Source organism: Streptomyces sp. NPDC006487, assembly GCF_042870555.1.
GTDB lineage: Bacteria > Actinomycetota > Actinomycetes > Streptomycetales > Streptomycetaceae > Streptomyces.
Genome location: NZ_JBIAHN010000010.1, coordinates 17,624 through 36,386, shown reverse-complemented (window position 1 = coordinate 36,386; position 18,763 = coordinate 17,624). Strand labels below are relative to the sequence as shown.

The window sequence follows — 18,763 nt, the reverse complement described above, 5'->3', positions numbered from 1 at the left end:
CTGCACGGGGTCGCGCCCTCCTACGGGGCCGCGACGAGGCCGGCGGACAGCGCCCGGGTGATCGCGGCGATGTGGTGGTAGGCGCGCCCGACGGCGGTGATCACTCCGTCCTGCTCGCCCTGCCCGGGGAGCACCTCGTTCAGGCGCGCCGTGAAGCGGGCCCAGCGCTCGCGGTCGCCGCTGGCGTAGTACGTCACGCCGTCCGTGTCGCGCAGCCCGTAGGCCTCGGCGACGTACCGGCGCAGGATCGTGCCGCCGAGCGTGGAGCCCTCCAGTACGTAGAGGAACCCGAGCAGCGCCCGGGGATCCGAGGCCGCGGCGGCGCGGATCTCCCGCGCGAAGGCCTGCGCCGGTGCGGCCGCGACGGACGCCGGGAACACCCCGCCCTCGGCGAAGTACGTCAAGTCTCGGTCTATGAGAGGGAGTTTGGCGAGGTCCGCCGACCACACCGAGGTGACGCACGGGCCGGTGGCGCGGGAGAGCTCCTCCTCCAGCGCCTTCAGGACCACGCGGTAGGCGGCGAGCTGGTCGACGTACCGGTCGAGCGGGAGCGTCCCGGCGAGCATCGCCGTGGAGAAGGCCGTGGCCTCCAGGTTCTCGTGCCGGGTACGGGTGCTCGCCCGGATGCGCTCGACCACCGTCGGGCAGCCCGTGGGGCTCATGCGCCGTCCCCCTTCAGGAGGGTCGCGTGCAGCCGGTCGATGAGGTGCCCCTTGCGCTCGATCGTCACGTCGAAGTACCGCGCGCTCCGCTCGGATCGGCACACGGCGCGTACCGCCCGCATCGCCGCGCGCTTGAGCTCCACGGCCTCGGCCGCGAGGAGGAGGAGCGTCTGCCGCAGATCGGGATGGCCGAGCACGAACTCCTTCAGCCGTGCCCCGACGAGCTCCCCCGAGGCACGCCGGTCCGCGGGCACGGAGTCGAGCAGTTCGAGGAAGACCCGGTTGCTCAGCTGGCCGAAGTCCTCGTGGGCGCCCCGGCCTCCGAACTCGGGCACGAAGTCGGTCAGGTCGTTGAAGAGCTGGCTGGCCAGGCCGAGGTCGCGCATCGCCCCGTCCAGGACCCGCCGCTCGTCCTCCACCACGCCCAGGGCCGCCACCGCCGCGTCCAGCGGCATCCAGAACAGCGTGCCCGTCTTGAGCGCGGCCGTCGACTCCCAGAACGCCACCCTCTCGGCGCGCGGCGCGGCCACCAGTTCGGCGCGGGTGAGCGCGGTGCGCGTGGAGACGTCGACGGCCTGGCCGGTGAGGCCCCGGCCGACCGACCGCAGCAGGCTCCGCACGACGGCCGGCTCGGCCGCGTGCTCCAGGGCCGCGGTGATCAGCAGGGAGCCCGTGTTGAGGGCGAGCGGAATGCCGTGGGTGACGTGGAGGGCGGGCTCGCCGTAGCGGATGCCGCTGCCGTCCTGGATGTCGTCGAGGACGACGGCCGCCTTGAGCAGCACGCGTACCGCCACCGCCGCCCGGCGGACCGCGGCCATGTCCTCCGCGGAGGACTCCTCCCCGGCCGGGCCGGGGAAGCCCCGGTAGTTGCGGTAGGCCCAGAACACCATCGAAGGGCGCAGCGGGGCCCGGCCCGCGGGCGCTCCCGCGGTGGGCGCCAGAGCCTGCTGGCCCACCTTCGAGCCGACCGCGTCGGCGATCGGCGCGTACAGGGAACGGCCCAGCGCCGCCTCGTACACGGACTGCGGCGCGGACGCCGCCGCCCCCGAGCCCGTCCCCGGCCCCGGCCCCGTCCCCGTCCCCGCCAATGAGCCCAGGAAGGCCGCCAGGTCGTCCTCCAGGAGCGCCGCATCGCTCCGCACCACTGCCTCTACCGCGGATATGCCGGATGCGTCCGGCGCACCCGATGCGTCTCTCGTGCCAGCCATGACCGCCCACCCCGAACTTCACGTACACCGGCCCGCAAGGACTTCCCCGTGCGGGTACCGGAAGGAGAAGAGTGAAGGCCGTTCCCCGACCGTCACAAGACGCATTCAAGCCGACGCAGACGATCCGGACACCGACACACGTGAGGCAAGATTCAGCTCAACTTTAGAACCAATCCAATGTAGGATGGCCCCCTGACCACGCAGGAGGACTCCCATGTACGAGCCGATTCGCACCAAGGCGGTCGACCCCCGCATAGGCGTCCACCGCAGCGACTACCCCCGCAGCAGCCGCGCCGAAGCCCTGGACATCCAGCTCGCCGGACACCTCGCGGCGCTGCTCACCGTGACCGACGAGCTCGGCCTCGACGAGGCTGCCGCCGCCGTCGCGGCCCAGGTGACCCGCCTGCGCGGGGCCCAGCCCACCCGAGCCCCTCAGCGGCCCGGCCGGGGGGCCGACACCGAGGCCGCCGCCTCGCTGCACCAGCGCGCCCACGACCTCGCCGCCCGCGCCCTGCTCGTCGCCGCGTCCCGCGCCGACACCACGGTCGCGATCCTCGCCGCCGAGCGCATGGACGCGCACTCCGCCGCGCTCGACCTCGTCGGCGCCCACTGACGGCCCCGGTCCGGGGCCGCGGAGGCTCCGGACCGGGCGCCACACCCTGCGGGGCTCGAACGCCCCCTCGGCCGCGCCCGCCGCACGGCTCTGCCCTGCCCTGCCCTGCCCTGCCCTGCCCTGCCCTGCCCTGCCCTGCCCTGCAGATGGTCGCCCGGGGTCGTGCCCGGCGGCCCCGCCGGGGGGCTGCCCGGCGAGTGAGTCCGCCCGGCGGGCCGCCCCCTCCTACCTGAGGCTGCCCCGGCGCGGTGGGGCGGGGCGGGGCCCTGCGGGGCCTGTCCCCTACCCACCCTTCGCCCGTTCCCCGGGCTCCGCCCGGACCCGCGCCTCAAACGCCGGCGAGGCTGGGGATGCCCGCACGGACCCGCGCCTCGGACACCGACCGGACTAGGGACACCCGCCGGGACCCGCACCCCAGACGCCGACCGGGCTAGGGATGCCCGCACGGACCCGCGCCCCAGACGCCGACCGGGCTAGGGATGCCCGCCCAGAACCGCCCCTCGGACGCCGACGAGGCCAGGGATGCCCGCACGGACCCGCGCCTCGGACACCGACCGGGCTGGGGATGTCCGCCGGACGGGCCGGAGGTGTCCGACGGGGTCAAAGGTGCCGCGCAGCGGCAAATGCAGCCTCGTCGGCGTTTGAGGCGTGGGGTCTGGGGCGGAGCCCCAGGGAAAGGGCGAAGGGCGGGTCCGGGGCAAAGTCGGCAGCGGCGATGCCGCACCAAGGGATCACGGCCGGGGGCCAGACCGGGCCGACGACCTCACCCCGCTCCGTCCCGGCCGCCGGCACGCCCGGGATCCGCGCAAGCGCCTGCGGCCCCCGCACGACCGGGGAACCGGGAGCCGCGGGTCCCGCCGGGCCGGCCGGGGAACCGGGCACCGCGGGCCCCACCCCGTCCGGGGTATCGGGAGCCGCGGGTCCCGCCGGACCGTCCATGGAATCAGGCACCGCCGGCCCCACCCCGTCCGGGGAACCGGGAGCCGCGGGTCCCGCCGGGCCGGCCGGGGAAGCGGGCCGCGCCGAGCCGTCCCGGGCCGGGGGCGGCTGTTCGCGGAACTCCACGGTGACGACGTACGCACCCTGCTCCGGGAAGCCGTTGACCGCCTCGACCGAGGCCACCACGCGCCGGCTCGCCGGATCGATCCGGCAGCCGGTGATCCGTACATCCTCCCGCGCGGCCTCCGCCGACCGCACCGCCGGCCGCCCGCCCGCCCACACGTACAGCCCCAGCGGGGCGAAGACCAGCAGTCCCGCCACGAACACCAGGGCGACCAGCCAGCCCTGCCACTTCAACGCGCTCACGCCCATGACACGATCCTCCCGGCAGCCCGCCCCGGTCACCAGCACCCACGGGCCCACACAGCATTTCGAAGTGGGACCGCCTCGTCACCTCGCGTTCACCCAACTCAGCGCGGAATGTGGGTTTCCGCGAGCACTCTGCACCCGTGAGACGCATCCTAGGAATCGCCCTGGCGGTCCTCCTGGTCGGCGGCGTGATAGCCGTCATCGCCATCGGGGGAAAGAAGCCGGAGGGCACGGCAACGAAGACCGTGCGTGGCGTCATCGGTTCGGAGAAGTCCGAGTTCTTCCGCGACCCCGACGTCGTCAAGGCCCTTGCGGACAAGGGCTACACCGTGAAGACCGAAACCTCGGGCTCCTGGGCGATGGACCAACTCGCCCTGAAGGAATTCGACTTCGCCTTCCCCAGCAGCAGTGAACCGGCCACGGAGATCGAGGCTGCGGCCGGAGTGAAGGGCGCACAGAACACCAAGCCCTTCTTCTCCCCGCTCGTCGTCATCGCCCGCGCCAACGCGGCCAAGGTCCTCAGCGACCACGGCCTCGCGAAGATGACCGGCAAGAACACCGGCACCCTCCTCCTCGGCCCCTTCCTGAAGGCCTCCGGGGAGGCCGAGACGTGGCAGGAGCTCCAGGGCGGGACCAGCGCCCACCCCGAGCTGGGCGGCACGGTCTTCATCAAGACCACCGATCCCACCACCTCCAACTCGGGCGCGCTCTTCCTCGCCACCGCCTCGAACGTCGCCAACAACGCGACCGTCGTCTCCGACGATGCCGGCATCGAGCGGACCGCGCCCCTGATGAAGAAGCTGATCTCCGTCCAGGGCGCCCTCGAGCAGAGCACGGACGGCCCCTTCCGCGCCTTCATCAGCGGCAGCGGCGAACCGCTCATCCTGGCCTACGAGTCCCAGGTGGCAAACCTGCTGCAGCAGAAGCAGGATCCGGGCGACATGGTGGTGCTGTACCCCGACACCACCGTCAACTCCCCACACACCTTCGTGCCGATCAGCGACAAGGCCGAGGAGCTCGGCTCCCTGCTGGCCACCGACCCGAAGCTGCGCTCGCTCGCGGTCCGCCACGGGTTCCGTCCCACGGAGGGCGTGGCCGAGTTCACCGCCGCCACCGCTCCGCACACCGCGTACCTCAACTCGGGGCTGACCGGCATCCGCCAGGTCGGCGCACCGACCGTCAAGGTCCTGATGGCGCTGGCCGCGCGCGCCAAGGGATAGGGGGCAACAACACCATGACACTGACACCGCCCGAGGACGGCCCGCTCGTCCTCACCGCCCCCGAGCCCGTGGCCCCCGTCAAGCGGGAGCAGGCCTCCGGCCTGGTGCCGCTCCAGGACGGGGTGCGCGAGGAGATGGCCCGCCGGGCCGGGGAGTACGTCGGCTCGCTCGCCGGCATCGACAGCCGCTCCCCCGAGTTCGCGAACCGCATCGGGGAGATCGCCGGCCTCGGCTCCGCGGACATCCGCGGCGCCGCCCAGCAGTCCAACCGCATGCTGGAGCGGGCCGTACGCTCCCTCGGCACGGACGGCGGCGGCGACGCCCAGGCCCGCGTCGCGGGCTCCCTGGTCGAACTGCGCCGCACCGTGGAGGACCTGGACCCGAGCGATGGCTCCACTGGCTCAGGCAGGGGGGTGCGCAAGCTCATCTCCAAGCTGCCCGGCGGCAACAAGTTCCGCGACCACGTGGCCAAGTACGCCTCCTCGCAGGCCACCCTCAACCGGATCGTCGGCGCGCTGCGCGGCGGCCAGGACGAGCTGCGGCGCGACAACGCCGCCCTGCACACCGAGCGGGCCCGCCTCTGGGAGACCATGGGCAAGCTCCAGGAGTACGCGGTGCTCACCGAGGCCCTGGACTCGGCCGTCGAGCAGCGGATCGCCGATCAGATCGACCCGCAGCAGGCCGACGCACTGCGCGTGGACGTGCTGTTCCCCGTACGGCAGAAGCACCAGGACCTGCTGACCCAGCTGGCCGTCTGCGCGCAGGGCTACCTGGCGATGGACGTGGTCCGGCGCAACAACGAAGAGCTGATCAAGGGCGTCGACCGGGCCGCGACCACCACGGTGTCCGCGCTGCGGATCGCCGTGATGCTGGCGCAGGCGCTGAACACCCAGGGCCAGATCATCAAGCAGATCGACACCCTGCGCGACACCACCGAGAGCCTGATCCGCGGCAACGCGGAGATGCTGTCCACGCAGAGCGGGGAGATCCAGCGGATCGCCGCCGACCCGGCGGTCGGCGCGGAGACGCTGCGGACGGCCTTCGCCCAGATCTACAAGACGCTCGACACCATCGACACCTTCAAGGTGCAGGCCACCGAGAACATGGCCGCCACCGTGGAGTCCCTGACCGGCGAACTCCAGCACGCCTCCGCGTACCTGGCGCGCACCCGCACCGCGAGCGCCCTGGAAGGCGGCGATGCCCGATGAACGGCATGAGCATCCGCGGCGCCGTGCTGCGCCGACGGCTCGCCGCGGCGGTGGCGCTCGCGGCCACCCTGCTCGGGGCGAGCGCGTGCACGGAGCAGTCCGACCGGCCGAAGCCGAAGCAGACCGCGTACCAGGAGGGCACGCTGCGCGTCCTGGCCTCCAGCGAGCTGTCCGACATGGACGAGGTGCTGAAGGCCGCGAAGGCCGCCACCGGGATCGGCGTGGAGCTGACCATGTCGGGCACCCTCGACGCGGTGGAGCAGATCGCCTCGGGCAAGGCCGACGGCAGGTACGACGCCGTCTGGCTCTCCTCCAACGACTACCTGCGGCTGCGGCCCGAGGCCGCGGGCAAGCTGTCGAGCGAGACCCCGGTGATGTCCTCGCCGGTCGCCCTCGGCGTGAAGCCCGAGGCGCTGGCCCGGCTGGGGTGGAAGCCCGGGTCGGTGACCTGGTCGGCGGTCCACGAGGCCGTGGCCGGCGGGAAGCTGACGTACGGGATGACCGACCCGGTGCGCTCCAACTCCGGTTTCTCCGCACTGGTTTCGGTGGCCTCCGGGCTCTCGGGCGCGCAGGCGGCGCTGACCGACGCGGACGTGGCGAAGGCCCAGCCGAAGCTGAAGGAGTTCTTCACCGGGCAGCAGCTGACCTCGGGATCCTCGGGCTGGCTGGCGACGGCGTACTCCCAGCGCGGGAACGTGGACGCGCTGGTGAACTACGAGTCGGTGCTGCTGTCCATGAACCGGGACGCGAAGACGGACCTGACGGTGATCCGGCCGCTCGACGGCGTGGTCACGGCCCACTACCCGCTGACCCTGCTGACCTCGGCCCCGGCCGGGGCCCGCGAGTCGGGGCGCGTGCTGACCGAGTACCTGCGCGGCACCGAGGCACAGAAGGCGATCACCCAGAAGACCTTCCGGCGGCCCGTCGCGGCCGGGGTGACCCCGGCGGCCGGGCTGGACCCGGACAAGCGGCGGGAGCTGCCCTTTCCGGGCACCCGGTCGGTGGCGGACGGGCTGCTGGCCAGCTACGAGAACGAGCTGCGCCGGCCCTCTCGCACGGTGTACGTCCTGGACACCTCGGGGTCGATGGCCGAGGAGGACCGGATCGGCCGGCTGAAGTCGGCGCTCACCGACCTGACGGGGACCGGGAGTTCGGGCACCGGGGAGCGGTTCCGGGACCGGGAGGAAGTCACGCTGGTGCCCTTCGGCGACAAGGTGAAGAAGGTCCTGACGCACACGGTCGAGCCGGGCAACCCCGGCCCCGCCCTGGACGCGATCCGGGGTGACGTGAAGGCGCTGCAACCGGAGGGGGGCACGGCCGTCTACAGCAGTCTGGAGGCGGCGTACCAGGAGCTCGGCAAGGGCAACGCCGACGCCTTCACCTCGATCGTGCTGATGACGGACGGGGAGAACACCGCGGGCGTCGGGGCCAAGCACTTCGACGCCTTCTTCGCGGGGCTGCCCGAGGCGCGGAAGCACACCCCGGTCTTCGCGGTGCTCTTCGGCGACTCGGACCGCAAGGAACTCGCCCACATCACCGAACTGACCGGCGGGCGGCTCTTCGACGCCACCGACGGGAACGGTTCGCTGGACGGAGCCTTCGAGGAGATCCGTGGCTACCAGTAGGCCGCTCGGCGCGCGGCTCCTCGCGTACCTCGAGTCGAGGAAGAACCTGGCCGGCAGCGCCTGCGGCGTGGTCGGGGTGGGCCTGACCCTCACCGGGGTGGCCGGCACGTACTGGCCGGTGGTGGTCGCCGGGCTGTACGGGGCGGGCGCGCTCGTCGCCCCGCCGGACCTGCCGGCCCCGCCGGTGCCGCCGGAGCCCGCCGAGCAGCTGGGTTTCGTACGGGAGGACTTCGCGCGGCTCCGGGAGTACGTCGGCGAGGTGGACCTGCCGTCGGAGCCCGCCGGGGTGCTGACCGGGCTGCTGGGGCTGTACGCGGCGATGCTGGAGCCGGGCTGGGTGGCGGGGGTGCTGGCCGCCGACCCGGAGGCGGTGCACGCGCTGACCCGGGCCATCCGCACGGACGTGCCGGAGTGCGTGGACACCTACAACCGGACCCGCTGGTGGACCCGGCTCACGGCGGGCGGCGAATCGCCCGAGCGTCACCTGGAGCGGCAGCTGACGCTGCTGCGGGAGGAAGCGGAACGCATGACGGCGGACCTCCGTGAAACGGAGGCCCGCCGTCAGCAGACGCACACGACCTATTTGGAAGGTCGCAGGGAATCCTGAGTCGGGGAATCCCGCGTCAACCCGCGGCCGGGGACAGCCGGCCGCAGGAGTTCGGTGGGGGCAGGAACCGGCAGGATCAGCCCAGGCGCTCGACGAGCGCTTCGTACTGGTCCCACAGCTCCTTCGGCGTGTGGTCGCCGTAGGTGTTCAGGTGGGCGGGGACCAGCGAGGCCTCGTCGCGCCAGACCTCCTTGTCGACCGTGAGCAGGAACTCCAGGTCGGCGGCCGGGAGGTCCAGGCCGTCGGTGTCCAGGGAGGCGACGGTCGGCAGGATGCCGATCGGGGTCTCCACGCCCTCGGCGGTGCCGTCGAGGCGCTCGACGATCCACTTCAGGACGCGGCTGTTCTCGCCGAAGCCGGGCCACACGAACTTGCCCGCGTCGTTCTTGCGGAACCAGTTCACGTAGTAGATCTTCGGGAGCTTGGCCTGGTCCTTGTCCTTGGCCACGTCGACCCAGTGACCCATGTAGTCGCCCATGTTGTAGCCGCAGAACGGCAGCATGGCGAAGGGGTCGCGGCGCAGCTCGCCGACCTTGCCCTCGGCGGCGGCGGTCTTCTCGGAGGCGATGTTCGAGCCGATGAAGACGCCGTGGTTCCAGTCGAAGGACTCGGTGACCAGCGGCACGGCGGAGGCGCGGCGGCCGCCGAAGAGGATCGCGGAGATCGGGACGCCCTTGGGGTCCTCCCACTCGGCGGCGATCGTCGGGCACTGCGAGGCGGGGACGGCGAAGCGGGCGTTCGGGTGGGCCGCCGGGGTGTCGCTCTCCGGGGTCCAGTCGTTGCCCTTCCAGTCGATCAGCCGGGCGGGCGCCTCTTCGGTCATGCCCTCCCACCAGACGTCGGAGCCGTCGGGGGTGAGCGCGACGTTGGTGAAGACGGTGTTCGCGTACATGGTCTTCATGGCGTTGGCGTTGGTGTGCTCGCCGGTGCCGGGGGCGACGCCGAAGAAGCCGGCCTCGGGGTTGATCGCGTAGAGACGGCCGTCCTCGCCGAAGCGCATCCAGGCGATGTCGTCGCCGACGGTCTCGACGGTCCAGCCGGGGATGGTCGGCTCCAGCATCGCCAGGTTCGTCTTGCCACAGGCGGACGGGAAGGCCGCGGCGATGTACTTCGACTCGCCCTGCGGCGGGGTGAGCTTGAGGATCAGCATGTGCTCGGCGAGCCAGCCCTCGTCGCGGGCCATGACGGACGCGATGCGCAGGGCGTAGCACTTCTTGCCGAGCAGGGCGTTGCCGCCGTAGCCCGATCCGTAGGACCAGATCTCGCGGGTCTCGGGGAAGTGCGAGATGTACTTGGTGGTGTTGCACGGCCACGGCACGTCGGCCTGGCCCTCGGCGAGCGGAGCGCCGAGGGTGTGGACGGCCTTGACGAAGAACCCGTCGGTGCCGAGCTCGTCGAGGACTGCCTGGCCCATGCGGGTCATGGTGCGCATGGCGACCGCGACGTAGGCGGAGTCGGTGATCTCGACGCCGATGGCGGAGAGCTCGGAGCCGAGGGGGCCCATGCAGAAGGGGACGACGTACATCGTGCGGCCCTTCATGGAGCCGCGGAAGATGCCGCCTTCTTCGCCCTTGCCCGCGAAGAGCTCTTTCATCTCGGAAGGGGCCTTCCAGTGGTTGGTCGGGCCCGCGTCCTCCTCCTTCTCGGAGCAGATGAAGGTCCGGTCCTCGACGCGCGCGACGTCGGAGGGGTCGGAGGCGGCGTAGTACGAGTTCGGGCGCTTGGCCGGGTCCAGCTTCTTGAAGGTGCCCTGGGAGACGAGCTCCTCACAGAGGGCCTCGTACTCGGCCTCCGAGCCGTCACACCAGACGATGCGGTCAGGCTGGGTGAGGGCTGCGATGTCACCGACCCAGGACACGAGATCCTGGTGCTTGGTGGGGACGTCGGAAGTGGTGCCAGCCGCGATGTCGCGCGCCACGATCGCTCCTTGTTGAGGGGTTTGATTTGTGATTGCCCCGTGGGGGCCGCGACCCGGACGCTTCGCGCTCCGCTCATCCGGTGTCGACCGCACTCATCTGATCATCCGGTGCGTGTGCGCATATGTCCAGGGGGCCTCTCACGTGAGCATCGCCACTCCGGTCAATCTTCCGTAAAGCGCACTAACGGAAACCTACGCACCCGTAGGTAGCATGGCCCGCATGACTTCCGACGCCGCTGCCGTGGCCGCTCCGATGGTCGAACCCGCCGATCAGGAGGCCAAGCCGCTCATGCGCGGCTGGCTGCACACCGGTATGTTCCCCGCCGTGGTGGTCGCCGGCCTCGTCCTGATGGCCTTCACCGATTCGACCCGGGCCCGCGTGGCGTGCGGGGTGTACGTCCTCACCGCGTGCCTGCTCTTCGGAGTCAGCGCCGTCTACCACCGCGGTACGTGGGGCCCGCGCGGCGAGGCCATCCTGCGGCGGCTCGACCACGCCAACATCTTCCTGATCATCGCGGGCACCTACACCCCGCTGACCGTCCTGCTGCTGCCCGACTCGACCGGGCGGACCCTGCTGTGGGCGGTCTGGATCGCGGCCGCGGCCGGCATCGCCTTCCGCGTCTTCTGGGTCGGCGCCCCGCGCTGGCTCTACACCCCCTGCTACATCGCCATGGGCTGGGCCGCGGTCTTCTTCCTCCCCGACTTCATGCGCACCGGAGGCATCGCCGTCCTGGTCCTGGTCATCGTCGGCGGCCTGCTCTACAGCGTCGGCGGCGTCATCTACGGCATGAAGCGCCCCAACCCCTCACCCCGCTTCTTCGGCTTCCACGAGGTCTTCCACTCCCTGACCCTGGCCGCCTTCGTCGCCCACTACGTCGGCATCTCGCTGGCGGCCTACTCGCACTAGAGGAATCCAGATGCCCGACTACGACCCGGCCGCCGTGAAGCTCAGCCCCAACCCGCACGTGCGCGACCAAGCGGTTCGGTACGAGGAGTCGGGCGGCACGCGGGACACCGACATGAACGGCTCGCCCTGCCTGCTGCTGGACTACCGGGGCCGGGTCAGCGGCGGCTGGCACCGCACCGTCCTCATCTACGCCGAGGACGGGGACAGCCGGCTGATCGTGGCCTCCAACGGAGGCTCCGACCGGCACCCCTTGTGGTTCGCGAGCATCGAAGCCCACCCCGAGGTGCACGTACGGGTACTGGGCGAGCGGTTCCGGGCCCGGGCCGACGTGCTGCCCCCGGAGGAGAAGGCCAGGGTCTGGCCCCTCCTGCTCTCCGTGTTCCCCCGGTACGAGGAGTACCAGCAGGGGACGGACAGGGACATCCCGGTGATCCGGCTCCGCCGGGCCTGAGCCACGGAACGCGTCCCAGGGGCCCGGCCCCTGGGACACGCACCTGCGTGCGCCTGCGCGCACCCGGCCGCGCCTACGTGCGCCTACGTGCAGGCGTACCCGTCGCCGTCCGGGTCCAGGCGGAGCGGGTCGCTGCCGTTGACCTTCAGGCGGGCCGGGTACTTGTGGGCGGCCAGCCAGTCACAGCGGGCCTTCGTCGTCGCCTTCACCTCCGCCGGGAACCGCGTGGGCACGCACACGTTGGCCGTGCCGTAGTGCCGGTCGCAGCCCGCCACGCTCGGGGCCACCGGGGCCGAATCCCGCTTCGCGGGGTTCTTCTTCGGGGCCGCCAGCTCGTTGGCGAAGGTGTGCTCGTGCGCGGTCGGGGGCTCGGCGGTCGCCGCCAGAGCGGAGGGGCCGCCCAGGTGCACCCACTGCGCGATCGAGGGGATGCCGTTCGCGTCGACCGCGAAGAGCATGTACCAGCCGGGCGGGGCCAGGTTCGGGTTGCTGGTGACGTTCAGGTCGATGGTGGTGCCGTTGACGACCGTGAGCGGCAGGTCCACGAACCGCTGGTTCGGGTCCGAGGAGTGGGTGACCGCCGCCGGACGGATCAGCTCCGCCTTGGCCACCGCCCGGTTGACGGTGATCCGCTGCGTGTCCCCGTACACCCACTGGTTGTCGATCACCGAGGTGATCTGAGGGCGCGCCCCCTTGAAGAGGTACGGCGGGGTGTAGATCGACACGTTGTGGTTGTACGTGCCGTTGCCCGGGTTGTCCCCGACCGACATGACGCGGCCGTCCGGCATCAGGAACGACGCCGAGTGGTACGTCCGCGGGATCGGGTCGGTGGCCAGGCCCGGCTGGTAGGTGTTGGTCACCGGGTCGAAGAACGAGGCCTCGTACACCGGGTCGGCCCGGTCGTGCAGGGCGCCGCCGGTCTCCAGCACCTTGCCGTCCGGCAGCAGCACCGCGGACACGTACATCTTGCCCTCGGCGCCGGTCTGCGGGCGCTTTCCCGCGCCCTGGTCGACCAGACCCTGCGGCAGGTCCGGGCCGGCCGTGTAGGCGGGGCTCGGCTGCTTCAGGTCGATGATGTCGGTGATCCGGTTCGCCGCCGGGTTGGTCTCGTTGTTGCCGCCGCCGATGGTCAGGACCCGCTGGTCCTGCGCCGGCGGCAGCAGCACGCTCGCCGACTCGTCGCGCTGGTCCTTGTTGCGCAGGCCCGGCACGTCGGTGATGGTGTTGGCGCCGTAGTCGTACACGGAGGAGCCGGTGCCCTGGGTGCCGTTGCCGAAGGTGTGGCTGCCCGAGTAGAAGAGCCGGCCGTCCTGCATGAGGATCATCGACGGGTACAGGCCCCAGTACGACCAGGTCTGGTTGACCTCGTTCATCGGCAGCCACTTGTTCTGCGCCGCCGAGAACTTCTCCGCGGTCACATTGCCCGTCGAGTCCTCCTTCAGCCCGCCGAAGGAGATCACGTCACCGTTGCCGAGGACCGTCGCCGACGGATACCAGTGCCCGCCGTTCATGTCGTTGGTCTTCGTGTACTTCTCGGTCGCCGGGTCGAAGGTGTACGAGTCCTTCAGCCCCTGGTAGCCGATCGTGCCGTCGGCCGACGGATAACCCTTGTTGCCGCTCATCACCAGCACCCGGCCGTCGGACAGCTGCACGTGGCCGGAGCAGAACATGTCCACGGGCGTCGGGATCGTCTTGAACGAACCGTTCGCCGGGTCGTAGACGGCGGAGGTGAAGGTGCCCGCGTTGAACTGGGCGATGTCGTTGCCCGAGCCCGCGATCAGCAGCACCTTCCCGTTCTTCAGCACGACGGCGTGCATGGAGCGCACCGGGTTCTTGGCGGCGATCACCTCCCACTTGCCCTTCGCGCACTCCGTCGCCGTGCCCGTGCAGGTGGGCTGCGGCGGGACCGCGCCCACCTCCTCCAGCGCGTAGTCGTCGGTGGTGAGCGTGCCCACCCCGTAGACGGACAGACCCCACGCGATCTTGTCGGTCCCCGGCGGGACCACCGGTGTACGGACCTCCGTGCGCGCCCACGCGGCACTGACCGGGGGATTCTGCAGGTCGGTCCAGTACTGCCAGCCGGCCGTCGCGTCGTGGCGGAACACGGTCACCGACACGTCCGGGGTGTTCGACTTGTACCAGGCCGAAAGGTCGTACTGCCGGCCCGGTACGACCGTCGGGGCGCAGGTGCCATTCTCGGTGACCAGGGCCTTGCGGTCGCCGTCCACCCGGCGGGTGAGCGAGACCTTCATCGCCTTGGTGCCGGAGTGCGCGCCGGCGACGGTGGCGAAGGTGAAGTCGTTGTCGCCCCAGCCGGATTTCGACCAGCAGGCGGGCATGTCGGAGCCGGCCGGGCCGGCGGTCTCGAAACCGGGGTTGGTGAGCAGGTTGGGCGGTCCGGCCGTGGCCTGCTGCGGTGCGGTCAGCAGCAGGCCCGCGGTCATCGCCCCGACGGCCAGCAGAGCGGCCCGCCACCCTGCCTTGCGCCGGATCGTCCTTCGCATGGGGAGCATCCCTTCGTGCGGCTCAACTCGTGTGCGTACGGCCTGCTGTGCGCGGGAGGTAGACGAGCGCCTCGGTCGCCGCGAAACGCAGGACGAAGGTGACGACCAGCGCGAGCGCGGTCGCGGACAGGACGCCGAAGCCCCAGCTGCCGACGAACACCGCTATCAGCGGGATCCGCAGCAGCAGATCGGCGTTGGCCAGCAGCGTGAAGCGCCCGAACCGGTCGGCCCAGTGGCGGTGGCGGCGCCGGTCGCGGAACAGCAGGGTCTCGATGAGGAGGAAGTTCCACAGCACCCCGGCCTGGTTCGCCACCACCTCGGCGAGCAGGTAGTTCAGCCCGGTGTGCGTGAGCATCCACAGCGCGGCCAGGTTCGGGACGAACCCGGAGAGCCCGACCAGCCCGAAGCCGATCATGCGGGCCAGCGGGGTCGCGGACCGCAGCGAGGCGAGGTGGGTCAGGAACCGCAGGCCCTCGCGGGCGGTGGACTTGGACTCCCCCGAGAAGCGGTCCTGGAAGACGAAGGGCACCTCGGCCACCCGCGCCGGCCGGCAGCGCACCGCCAGCTCCAGCAGGATCTTGTAGCCCAGCGGCTTCAGCGCCTCCTGCGTGACGGCCGAGCGGCGCATCGCGAAGAACCCGCTCATCGGATCGCTGATCCCGTGCAGGGTCCGCGGGAAGAGCCCCTTGGTCAGCCAGGTCGCTCCGCGCGATACGGCGATCCGGTAGCTCCCGGCGAGCCCGGCCCGGCTGCCCCCGGCGGTGTACCGGGAGGCCACGACCAGGTCGGCGCCGGTGCGCTCCCCCTCCCCGACGAGCTCGGGGACCAGGTGGGGCGGATGCTGGAGATCGGCGTCCATGACGACGATCCAGTCCGTGTCCGCCCGCGCGATCCCCTCCACCACCGCCCCGCCGAGCCCCCCGGCGGGGCTCTCGCGGTGCAGGACCGCCACGGGGAAGGCGCACTCCAGGGCGGCCTTCTCGATGACGGCCGGGGTGTCGTCCGTGGAGTCGTCGACGAACAGCACCGAGCAGGGCAGGTGCGCGGGCAGTGCCAGGGCCAGCCTGCGCAGCAACTCGGCTATGTTCCCCGCCTCGTTGAAGGTCGGGATGATGAGAGTGACGCTGCCCGGGGCGGGCGCCTCGACGGCGGCCTCCGGCAGGTGCGGGGCATGCGGGGCATGCGGAGCCCACAGGTCTTCGCTCATGCCGGATCAACTCCCGTTGACGGTGCGGGTCGCGGTGTCGGTGCGGGACGTGGTGTCGGTGCGCCGGATCTCGATGCGGTCCTCGCCCGCGCCGAAGACGGCGACCGCCGTCGAATGCTCCAACGCCGCTTTCACATTGGGCAGTTGCGTCGCGTCGCGTCGGACGGTGGGCGAGGAGACCACGTAGTCGATGTCCCGCCAGCCGCCCGGCAGGGTCTTGGTGACCGCCGGGTCCAGGTCGGCCTTGTAGAACCAGATGGCCCCGAGCCCCGGATCGAACCCGTGGTGGACCGCGTCCAGCCACAGCGCGTCGTCGACCAGCACCCGGGTCGTGGCGGGCTCGCTCACCTCGCGCCCGAGCCAGGCCGCGGCCTGCCGGTACGGAGCGTTCGCGTCGACCGTGAGCGCCGTCCGGTTGCCGTCGTACCAGCGCGGGACCAGGTACACCGCCGCCGCGGCGGCCAGGACGCCGACCAGCGCCCACCGCCCGTAGGCCAGGGCCCGCCGCTCCCCCGGCGCGCGGCGGCGGCGCAGCACGGCGTGGGTGACGCTGGCCGCGCCACCGGCGAGGACCAGCGCCAGGAACGGCAGCGCCTGGATCACGTACATCGCCGGGAGGTAGCCGGAGGGCCGCAGCGCGACGAGGGCGAGGATGACCACGGCCAGCGCCGGACCGGCGAGCGCCCGGGCCGTGACCGACCACCGGATGGTGACCAGGAGCAGCACCGCGCCGGCCAGACCGCCGAGCGGCAGCACGGTGTCGTAGTACAGCCAGGACTCGAAGACCCCGTGCGAACCGGAGCCGGGGTCGAGGATGAAGCCGGAACCGGCCCGGCCCATCTGGTAGACGATCCCGCCGATGAGGGACACGTGGCCGGAGCCGGGCAGCAGCTCGGCATTGAGCAGCGCGTACAGGGGATACGTCACCCCGATGAGCACACAGGCGGTGACGGCTCCGGTGACGGCGAACTTGCGGGTGTCCCGGTGACTGTGGCGCCACATCGTCACCAGCAGCGCCGGGAGCACCACCAGCATCGTCTCCTTGGTCAGCACGGCGGTGGCGGCCGCCAGTCCGGAGGCGAAGTGGTGCCAGAGATGCCGGCTGGGGGACGCGGCGAGGCAGAAGGCCAGCAGCATCCACATCACGGCGATGTTGTCGAGGAAGATCTCCCGCTGCAGCACGACGGAGAGCGGGGAGAGGCCGAACAGGCCCATGGCGAGCCCGGCCGCCCAGCGCGGAAGCCAGAGCCGGCGCGCGAGCACGTACAGCAGGACCGAGCTGGCGGCGGAGACCGCGAGCATCGAGAACCGCATCGGCGCGACGGTCATCGCGTCGGGTACGAACAGGGACGGCAGGTAGGTCAGGCCCGCTATCTGGATCCAGCCGAGCGGGGGATGGTCGTACCAGTAGGTGTAGTGGGCCAGCCCCTTGCCCTGCTGGACGGCCCAGGCCTGCGCGAGGTAGGTGCCCTCGTCGTCGCTGAGGGTCGGGAAGTTGGTGATGTTCCAGCCCTGCACGAGCAGGATCGCGAGCAGCAGCGCCCCGCACAGCAGCAGGTCGGGGCGCGAGGAACGGAACCGGACGAGCGGGCGGACCGGCGCGGGCGGGCGGACCCCGAGTCCGCCGGTTCGCTGACGCGGGATGAGGGCGGCATCGGTGGAGGTGGCAGGCGCGGTGGCGGTCGAACCGGGCGCGGCATCAGTGGCCGTGGGCAGGGTGGCGGTCACCGGGGGCTGTCCTCTCGGGTGAGGGTGTTCGGGCTGCTCGGGGCTTCACCGGACGCGGTCACGGACCCCGTCGCGGTCGCCGTCGCGAGGTGGGCTCCGGTGTGGCTGGTGAGCTCCCACTCGTTGCGGCCGCGCTGCTCGCGCCAGACCGCGCGGATCGCGGCGCCGGCCAGCATCACCTGGTAGAACGGGCCGCCGACCACGAGCTTGACGTAGTGCGTGAAGCGCACCCGCAGCCCGTACTGGCGGCCGAAGTCGTGCAGACCGACCACTTCGAAGACGAAGGTCACCATCGCGGTGATCATCGGCAGGAAGGTGACGATCGCGACGCCGACCGGCACGTCGAGGAAGACGGCGACGGCGAAGTTCACCGGGATGACCACCCCGGAAGTGGCCTGCATGAACGGGGTCATCAGCGTGTAGCGGGCCAGCCAGCGCTGACCGCGGCCGGGCAGCTGCTGCCAGTCCTTCTTGCGGTAGACCTGGAGGAAGCCCTGGTTCCAGCGGGTGCGCTGCTTGAGCAGGCTGACCAGGGACCCCGGTGTCTCCTCGCGGGTCACCATGTCGGAGTCGTAGGCGACGACCACCTTCTTGCCGACGGAGGACAGCCGTACGCCCAGGTCGCAGTCCTCGGCGAGGCAGTTCGGATCCCAGCCGCCGGCCTCGCGCAGCACCTCGGTGCGCACGAAGACGGTGTTGCCGCCGAGCGGGATGAAGCCCTTCTCGGCGTGCAGGTGCAGCCGGGAACGGAACCAGAAGAAGTACTCCAGGCAGTTGCGCAGGCTGTACCAGCTGGAGTGGAAGTTGATGAGCTGGACCCCGCCCTGGACCACGTCGGCGCCGGTGGCGCGGAAGGCGTGGTCCACGTGGGACAGCAGCTCGGGATGGACCTGGTCCTCGGCGTCGAAGACCCCGACGATGTCGCCCCGGCAGTGCGGGAGGGCGGTGTTGAGGGCCTTCGGCTTGTTCTTGACCTCGTGGTGGTCGGTGACGACCCGTACGAGACCGGGCGCGCGGGCGGCCGCACGTTCGGCCACCTCCGCGGTCCCGGGGTCGTCGTGGCCGACGATCACGATGATCTCGTAGTCACGGTGGCTCGATTCCAGGAGCCGCTCGATGGTGTGCTCCAGCACCGCCTGCTCGTGGCGGGCGGGCAGGAGCAGGGAGAAGGCCAGCCGGCCGCCGCCGTCGGGGCGGTCGAACCGTGTCGAGGCGAGCGTCTCGGGCGTCCGCCAGGCGTGCATCTGCCACCAGAGCGTGAACGCGGCCATCCAGAAGAGTGCGAGCGATACGACACAAATGAACACGGATATGAACAAAGCGTCCCCCACAGACATGCCGCAACCCCAAGCGGCGATTCCCCAACCCCCCCCCGGGGACGGGTCCGTGCGGCGGGCTCCCCAGCCCGCCGTCCTCGCCCCGCCCCCGGCTCCCCCCGCGTGCGCAACCCCCGGTGCGCGCTCCACCGGCGCCCGAGGGCGCTCTCAGTGACCGATCGGTGACTCCGAAGTCACGAGACTAAGCACCGAACATGACGTTCAGGCGCTTTCCAGTTAAAAACCACATTGCCGAAGTGACCTTCAGACAAGTGGAATTG

Annotated in this window: 15 protein-coding genes; 7 read left to right on the top strand and 8 right to left on the bottom strand. The window is 71.4% G+C overall.

The window, feature by feature from the left end:
* Positions 1-20 precede the first annotated feature (20 nt).
* Both ACFYM0_RS18465 and ACFYM0_RS18460 read right to left on the bottom strand, forming a co-directional pair.
* Entirely contained in the window at positions 21-662 is a 642-nt protein-coding gene (locus tag ACFYM0_RS18465) for a biliverdin-producing heme oxygenase (protein WP_388502461.1), read from the bottom strand.
* Positions 659-1,870, bottom strand: coding sequence for a polyprenyl synthetase family protein (locus ACFYM0_RS18460; protein ID WP_388502458.1), 1,212 nt, complete (start codon positions 1,868-1,870; stop codon positions 659-661). The genes ACFYM0_RS18465 and ACFYM0_RS18460 overlap by 4 nt, the downstream gene beginning before the upstream one ends.
* A 214-nt stretch (positions 1,871-2,084) precedes the next feature.
* Here ACFYM0_RS18460 and ACFYM0_RS18455 point away from each other — a divergent pair, with 214 nt between their 5' ends.
* The gene (locus tag ACFYM0_RS18455) at positions 2,085-2,483 is read left to right on the top strand and encodes a hypothetical protein (RefSeq protein WP_388502457.1); all 399 of its coding nucleotides are present in this window, start codon (positions 2,085-2,087) and stop codon (positions 2,481-2,483) included.
* Positions 2,484-3,083: 600 nt separating this feature from the next.
* Here the strand turns inward: ACFYM0_RS18455 and ACFYM0_RS18450 are convergent.
* Positions 3,084-3,788, bottom strand: a complete 705-nt coding sequence (locus tag ACFYM0_RS18450) for a hypothetical protein (protein ID WP_388502454.1) — start codon at positions 3,786-3,788, stop codon at positions 3,084-3,086.
* A 143-nt stretch (positions 3,789-3,931) separates the two neighbouring features.
* Between ACFYM0_RS18450 and ACFYM0_RS18445 the strand changes: the two genes are divergently transcribed.
* Genes ACFYM0_RS18445 through ACFYM0_RS18430 form a run of 4 tightly spaced genes read left to right on the top strand, consistent with a single transcriptional unit; the run spans position 3,932 to position 8,451 of the window.
* A complete protein-coding gene (locus tag ACFYM0_RS18445) occupies positions 3,932-5,011 on the top strand; it encodes a hypothetical protein (RefSeq protein ID WP_388502452.1) in 1,080 nt (359 codons plus the stop codon).
* A gap of 14 nt (positions 5,012-5,025) precedes the next feature.
* Entirely contained in the window at positions 5,026-6,219 is a 1,194-nt protein-coding gene (locus ACFYM0_RS18440; RefSeq protein WP_388502449.1) for a toxic anion resistance protein, read from the top strand.
* Positions 6,216-7,844 carry a substrate-binding domain-containing protein gene (locus ACFYM0_RS18435; protein ID WP_388502446.1) on the top strand — a complete coding sequence of 543 codons (1,629 nt, stop codon included), beginning with the start codon at positions 6,216-6,218 and terminating at the stop codon, positions 7,842-7,844. Before ACFYM0_RS18440 ends, ACFYM0_RS18435 begins: the two co-directional genes overlap by 4 nt.
* Positions 7,831-8,451 (top strand): hypothetical protein, encoded by a 621-nt coding sequence (locus ACFYM0_RS18430; protein WP_388502444.1) that lies wholly within the window; start codon positions 7,831-7,833, stop codon positions 8,449-8,451. The genes ACFYM0_RS18435 and ACFYM0_RS18430 overlap by 14 nt, the downstream gene beginning before the upstream one ends.
* A gap of 76 nt (positions 8,452-8,527) precedes the next feature.
* Here ACFYM0_RS18430 and ACFYM0_RS18425 read toward each other — a convergent pair whose 3' ends face one another.
* On the bottom strand, positions 8,528-10,369 hold the full coding sequence (locus ACFYM0_RS18425) for a phosphoenolpyruvate carboxykinase (GTP) (protein WP_388502442.1): 1,842 nt from the start codon (positions 10,367-10,369) through the stop codon (positions 8,528-8,530).
* A 220-nt stretch (positions 10,370-10,589) separates the two neighbouring features.
* Here ACFYM0_RS18425 and ACFYM0_RS18420 point away from each other — a divergent pair, with 220 nt between their 5' ends.
* On the top strand, positions 10,590-11,276 hold the full coding sequence (locus ACFYM0_RS18420) for a hemolysin III family protein (protein WP_388502439.1): 687 nt from the start codon (positions 10,590-10,592) through the stop codon (positions 11,274-11,276).
* A 10-nt stretch (positions 11,277-11,286) separates the two neighbouring features.
* Complete coding sequence (locus ACFYM0_RS18415; protein ID WP_388502436.1) at positions 11,287-11,727, top strand: nitroreductase/quinone reductase family protein; 441 nt, start codon at positions 11,287-11,289, stop codon at positions 11,725-11,727.
* A gap of 83 nt (positions 11,728-11,810) precedes the next feature.
* Here the strand turns inward: ACFYM0_RS18415 and ACFYM0_RS18410 are convergent, their stop codons facing one another.
* The 4 genes from ACFYM0_RS18410 to ACFYM0_RS18395 are packed head-to-tail and all read right to left on the bottom strand — an operon-like array spanning position 11,811 to position 18,485.
* Positions 11,811-14,231, bottom strand: coding sequence for a galactose oxidase-like domain-containing protein (locus ACFYM0_RS18410; protein ID WP_388502433.1), 2,421 nt, complete (start codon positions 14,229-14,231; stop codon positions 11,811-11,813).
* 22 nt (positions 14,232-14,253) lie between these two features.
* On the bottom strand, positions 14,254-15,438 hold the full coding sequence (locus tag ACFYM0_RS18405) for a glycosyltransferase (RefSeq protein ID WP_388502431.1): 1,185 nt from the start codon (positions 15,436-15,438) through the stop codon (positions 14,254-14,256).
* Positions 15,439-15,444: 6 nt separating this feature from the next.
* Entirely contained in the window at positions 15,445-17,166 is a 1,722-nt protein-coding gene (locus ACFYM0_RS18400; protein WP_388502429.1) for an ArnT family glycosyltransferase, read from the bottom strand.
* Complete coding sequence (locus ACFYM0_RS18395; RefSeq protein ID WP_388502426.1) at positions 17,163-18,485, bottom strand: glycosyltransferase; 1,323 nt, start codon at positions 18,483-18,485, stop codon at positions 17,163-17,165. The genes ACFYM0_RS18400 and ACFYM0_RS18395 overlap by 4 nt, the downstream gene beginning before the upstream one ends.
* Positions 18,486-18,763 lie beyond the last annotated feature (278 nt).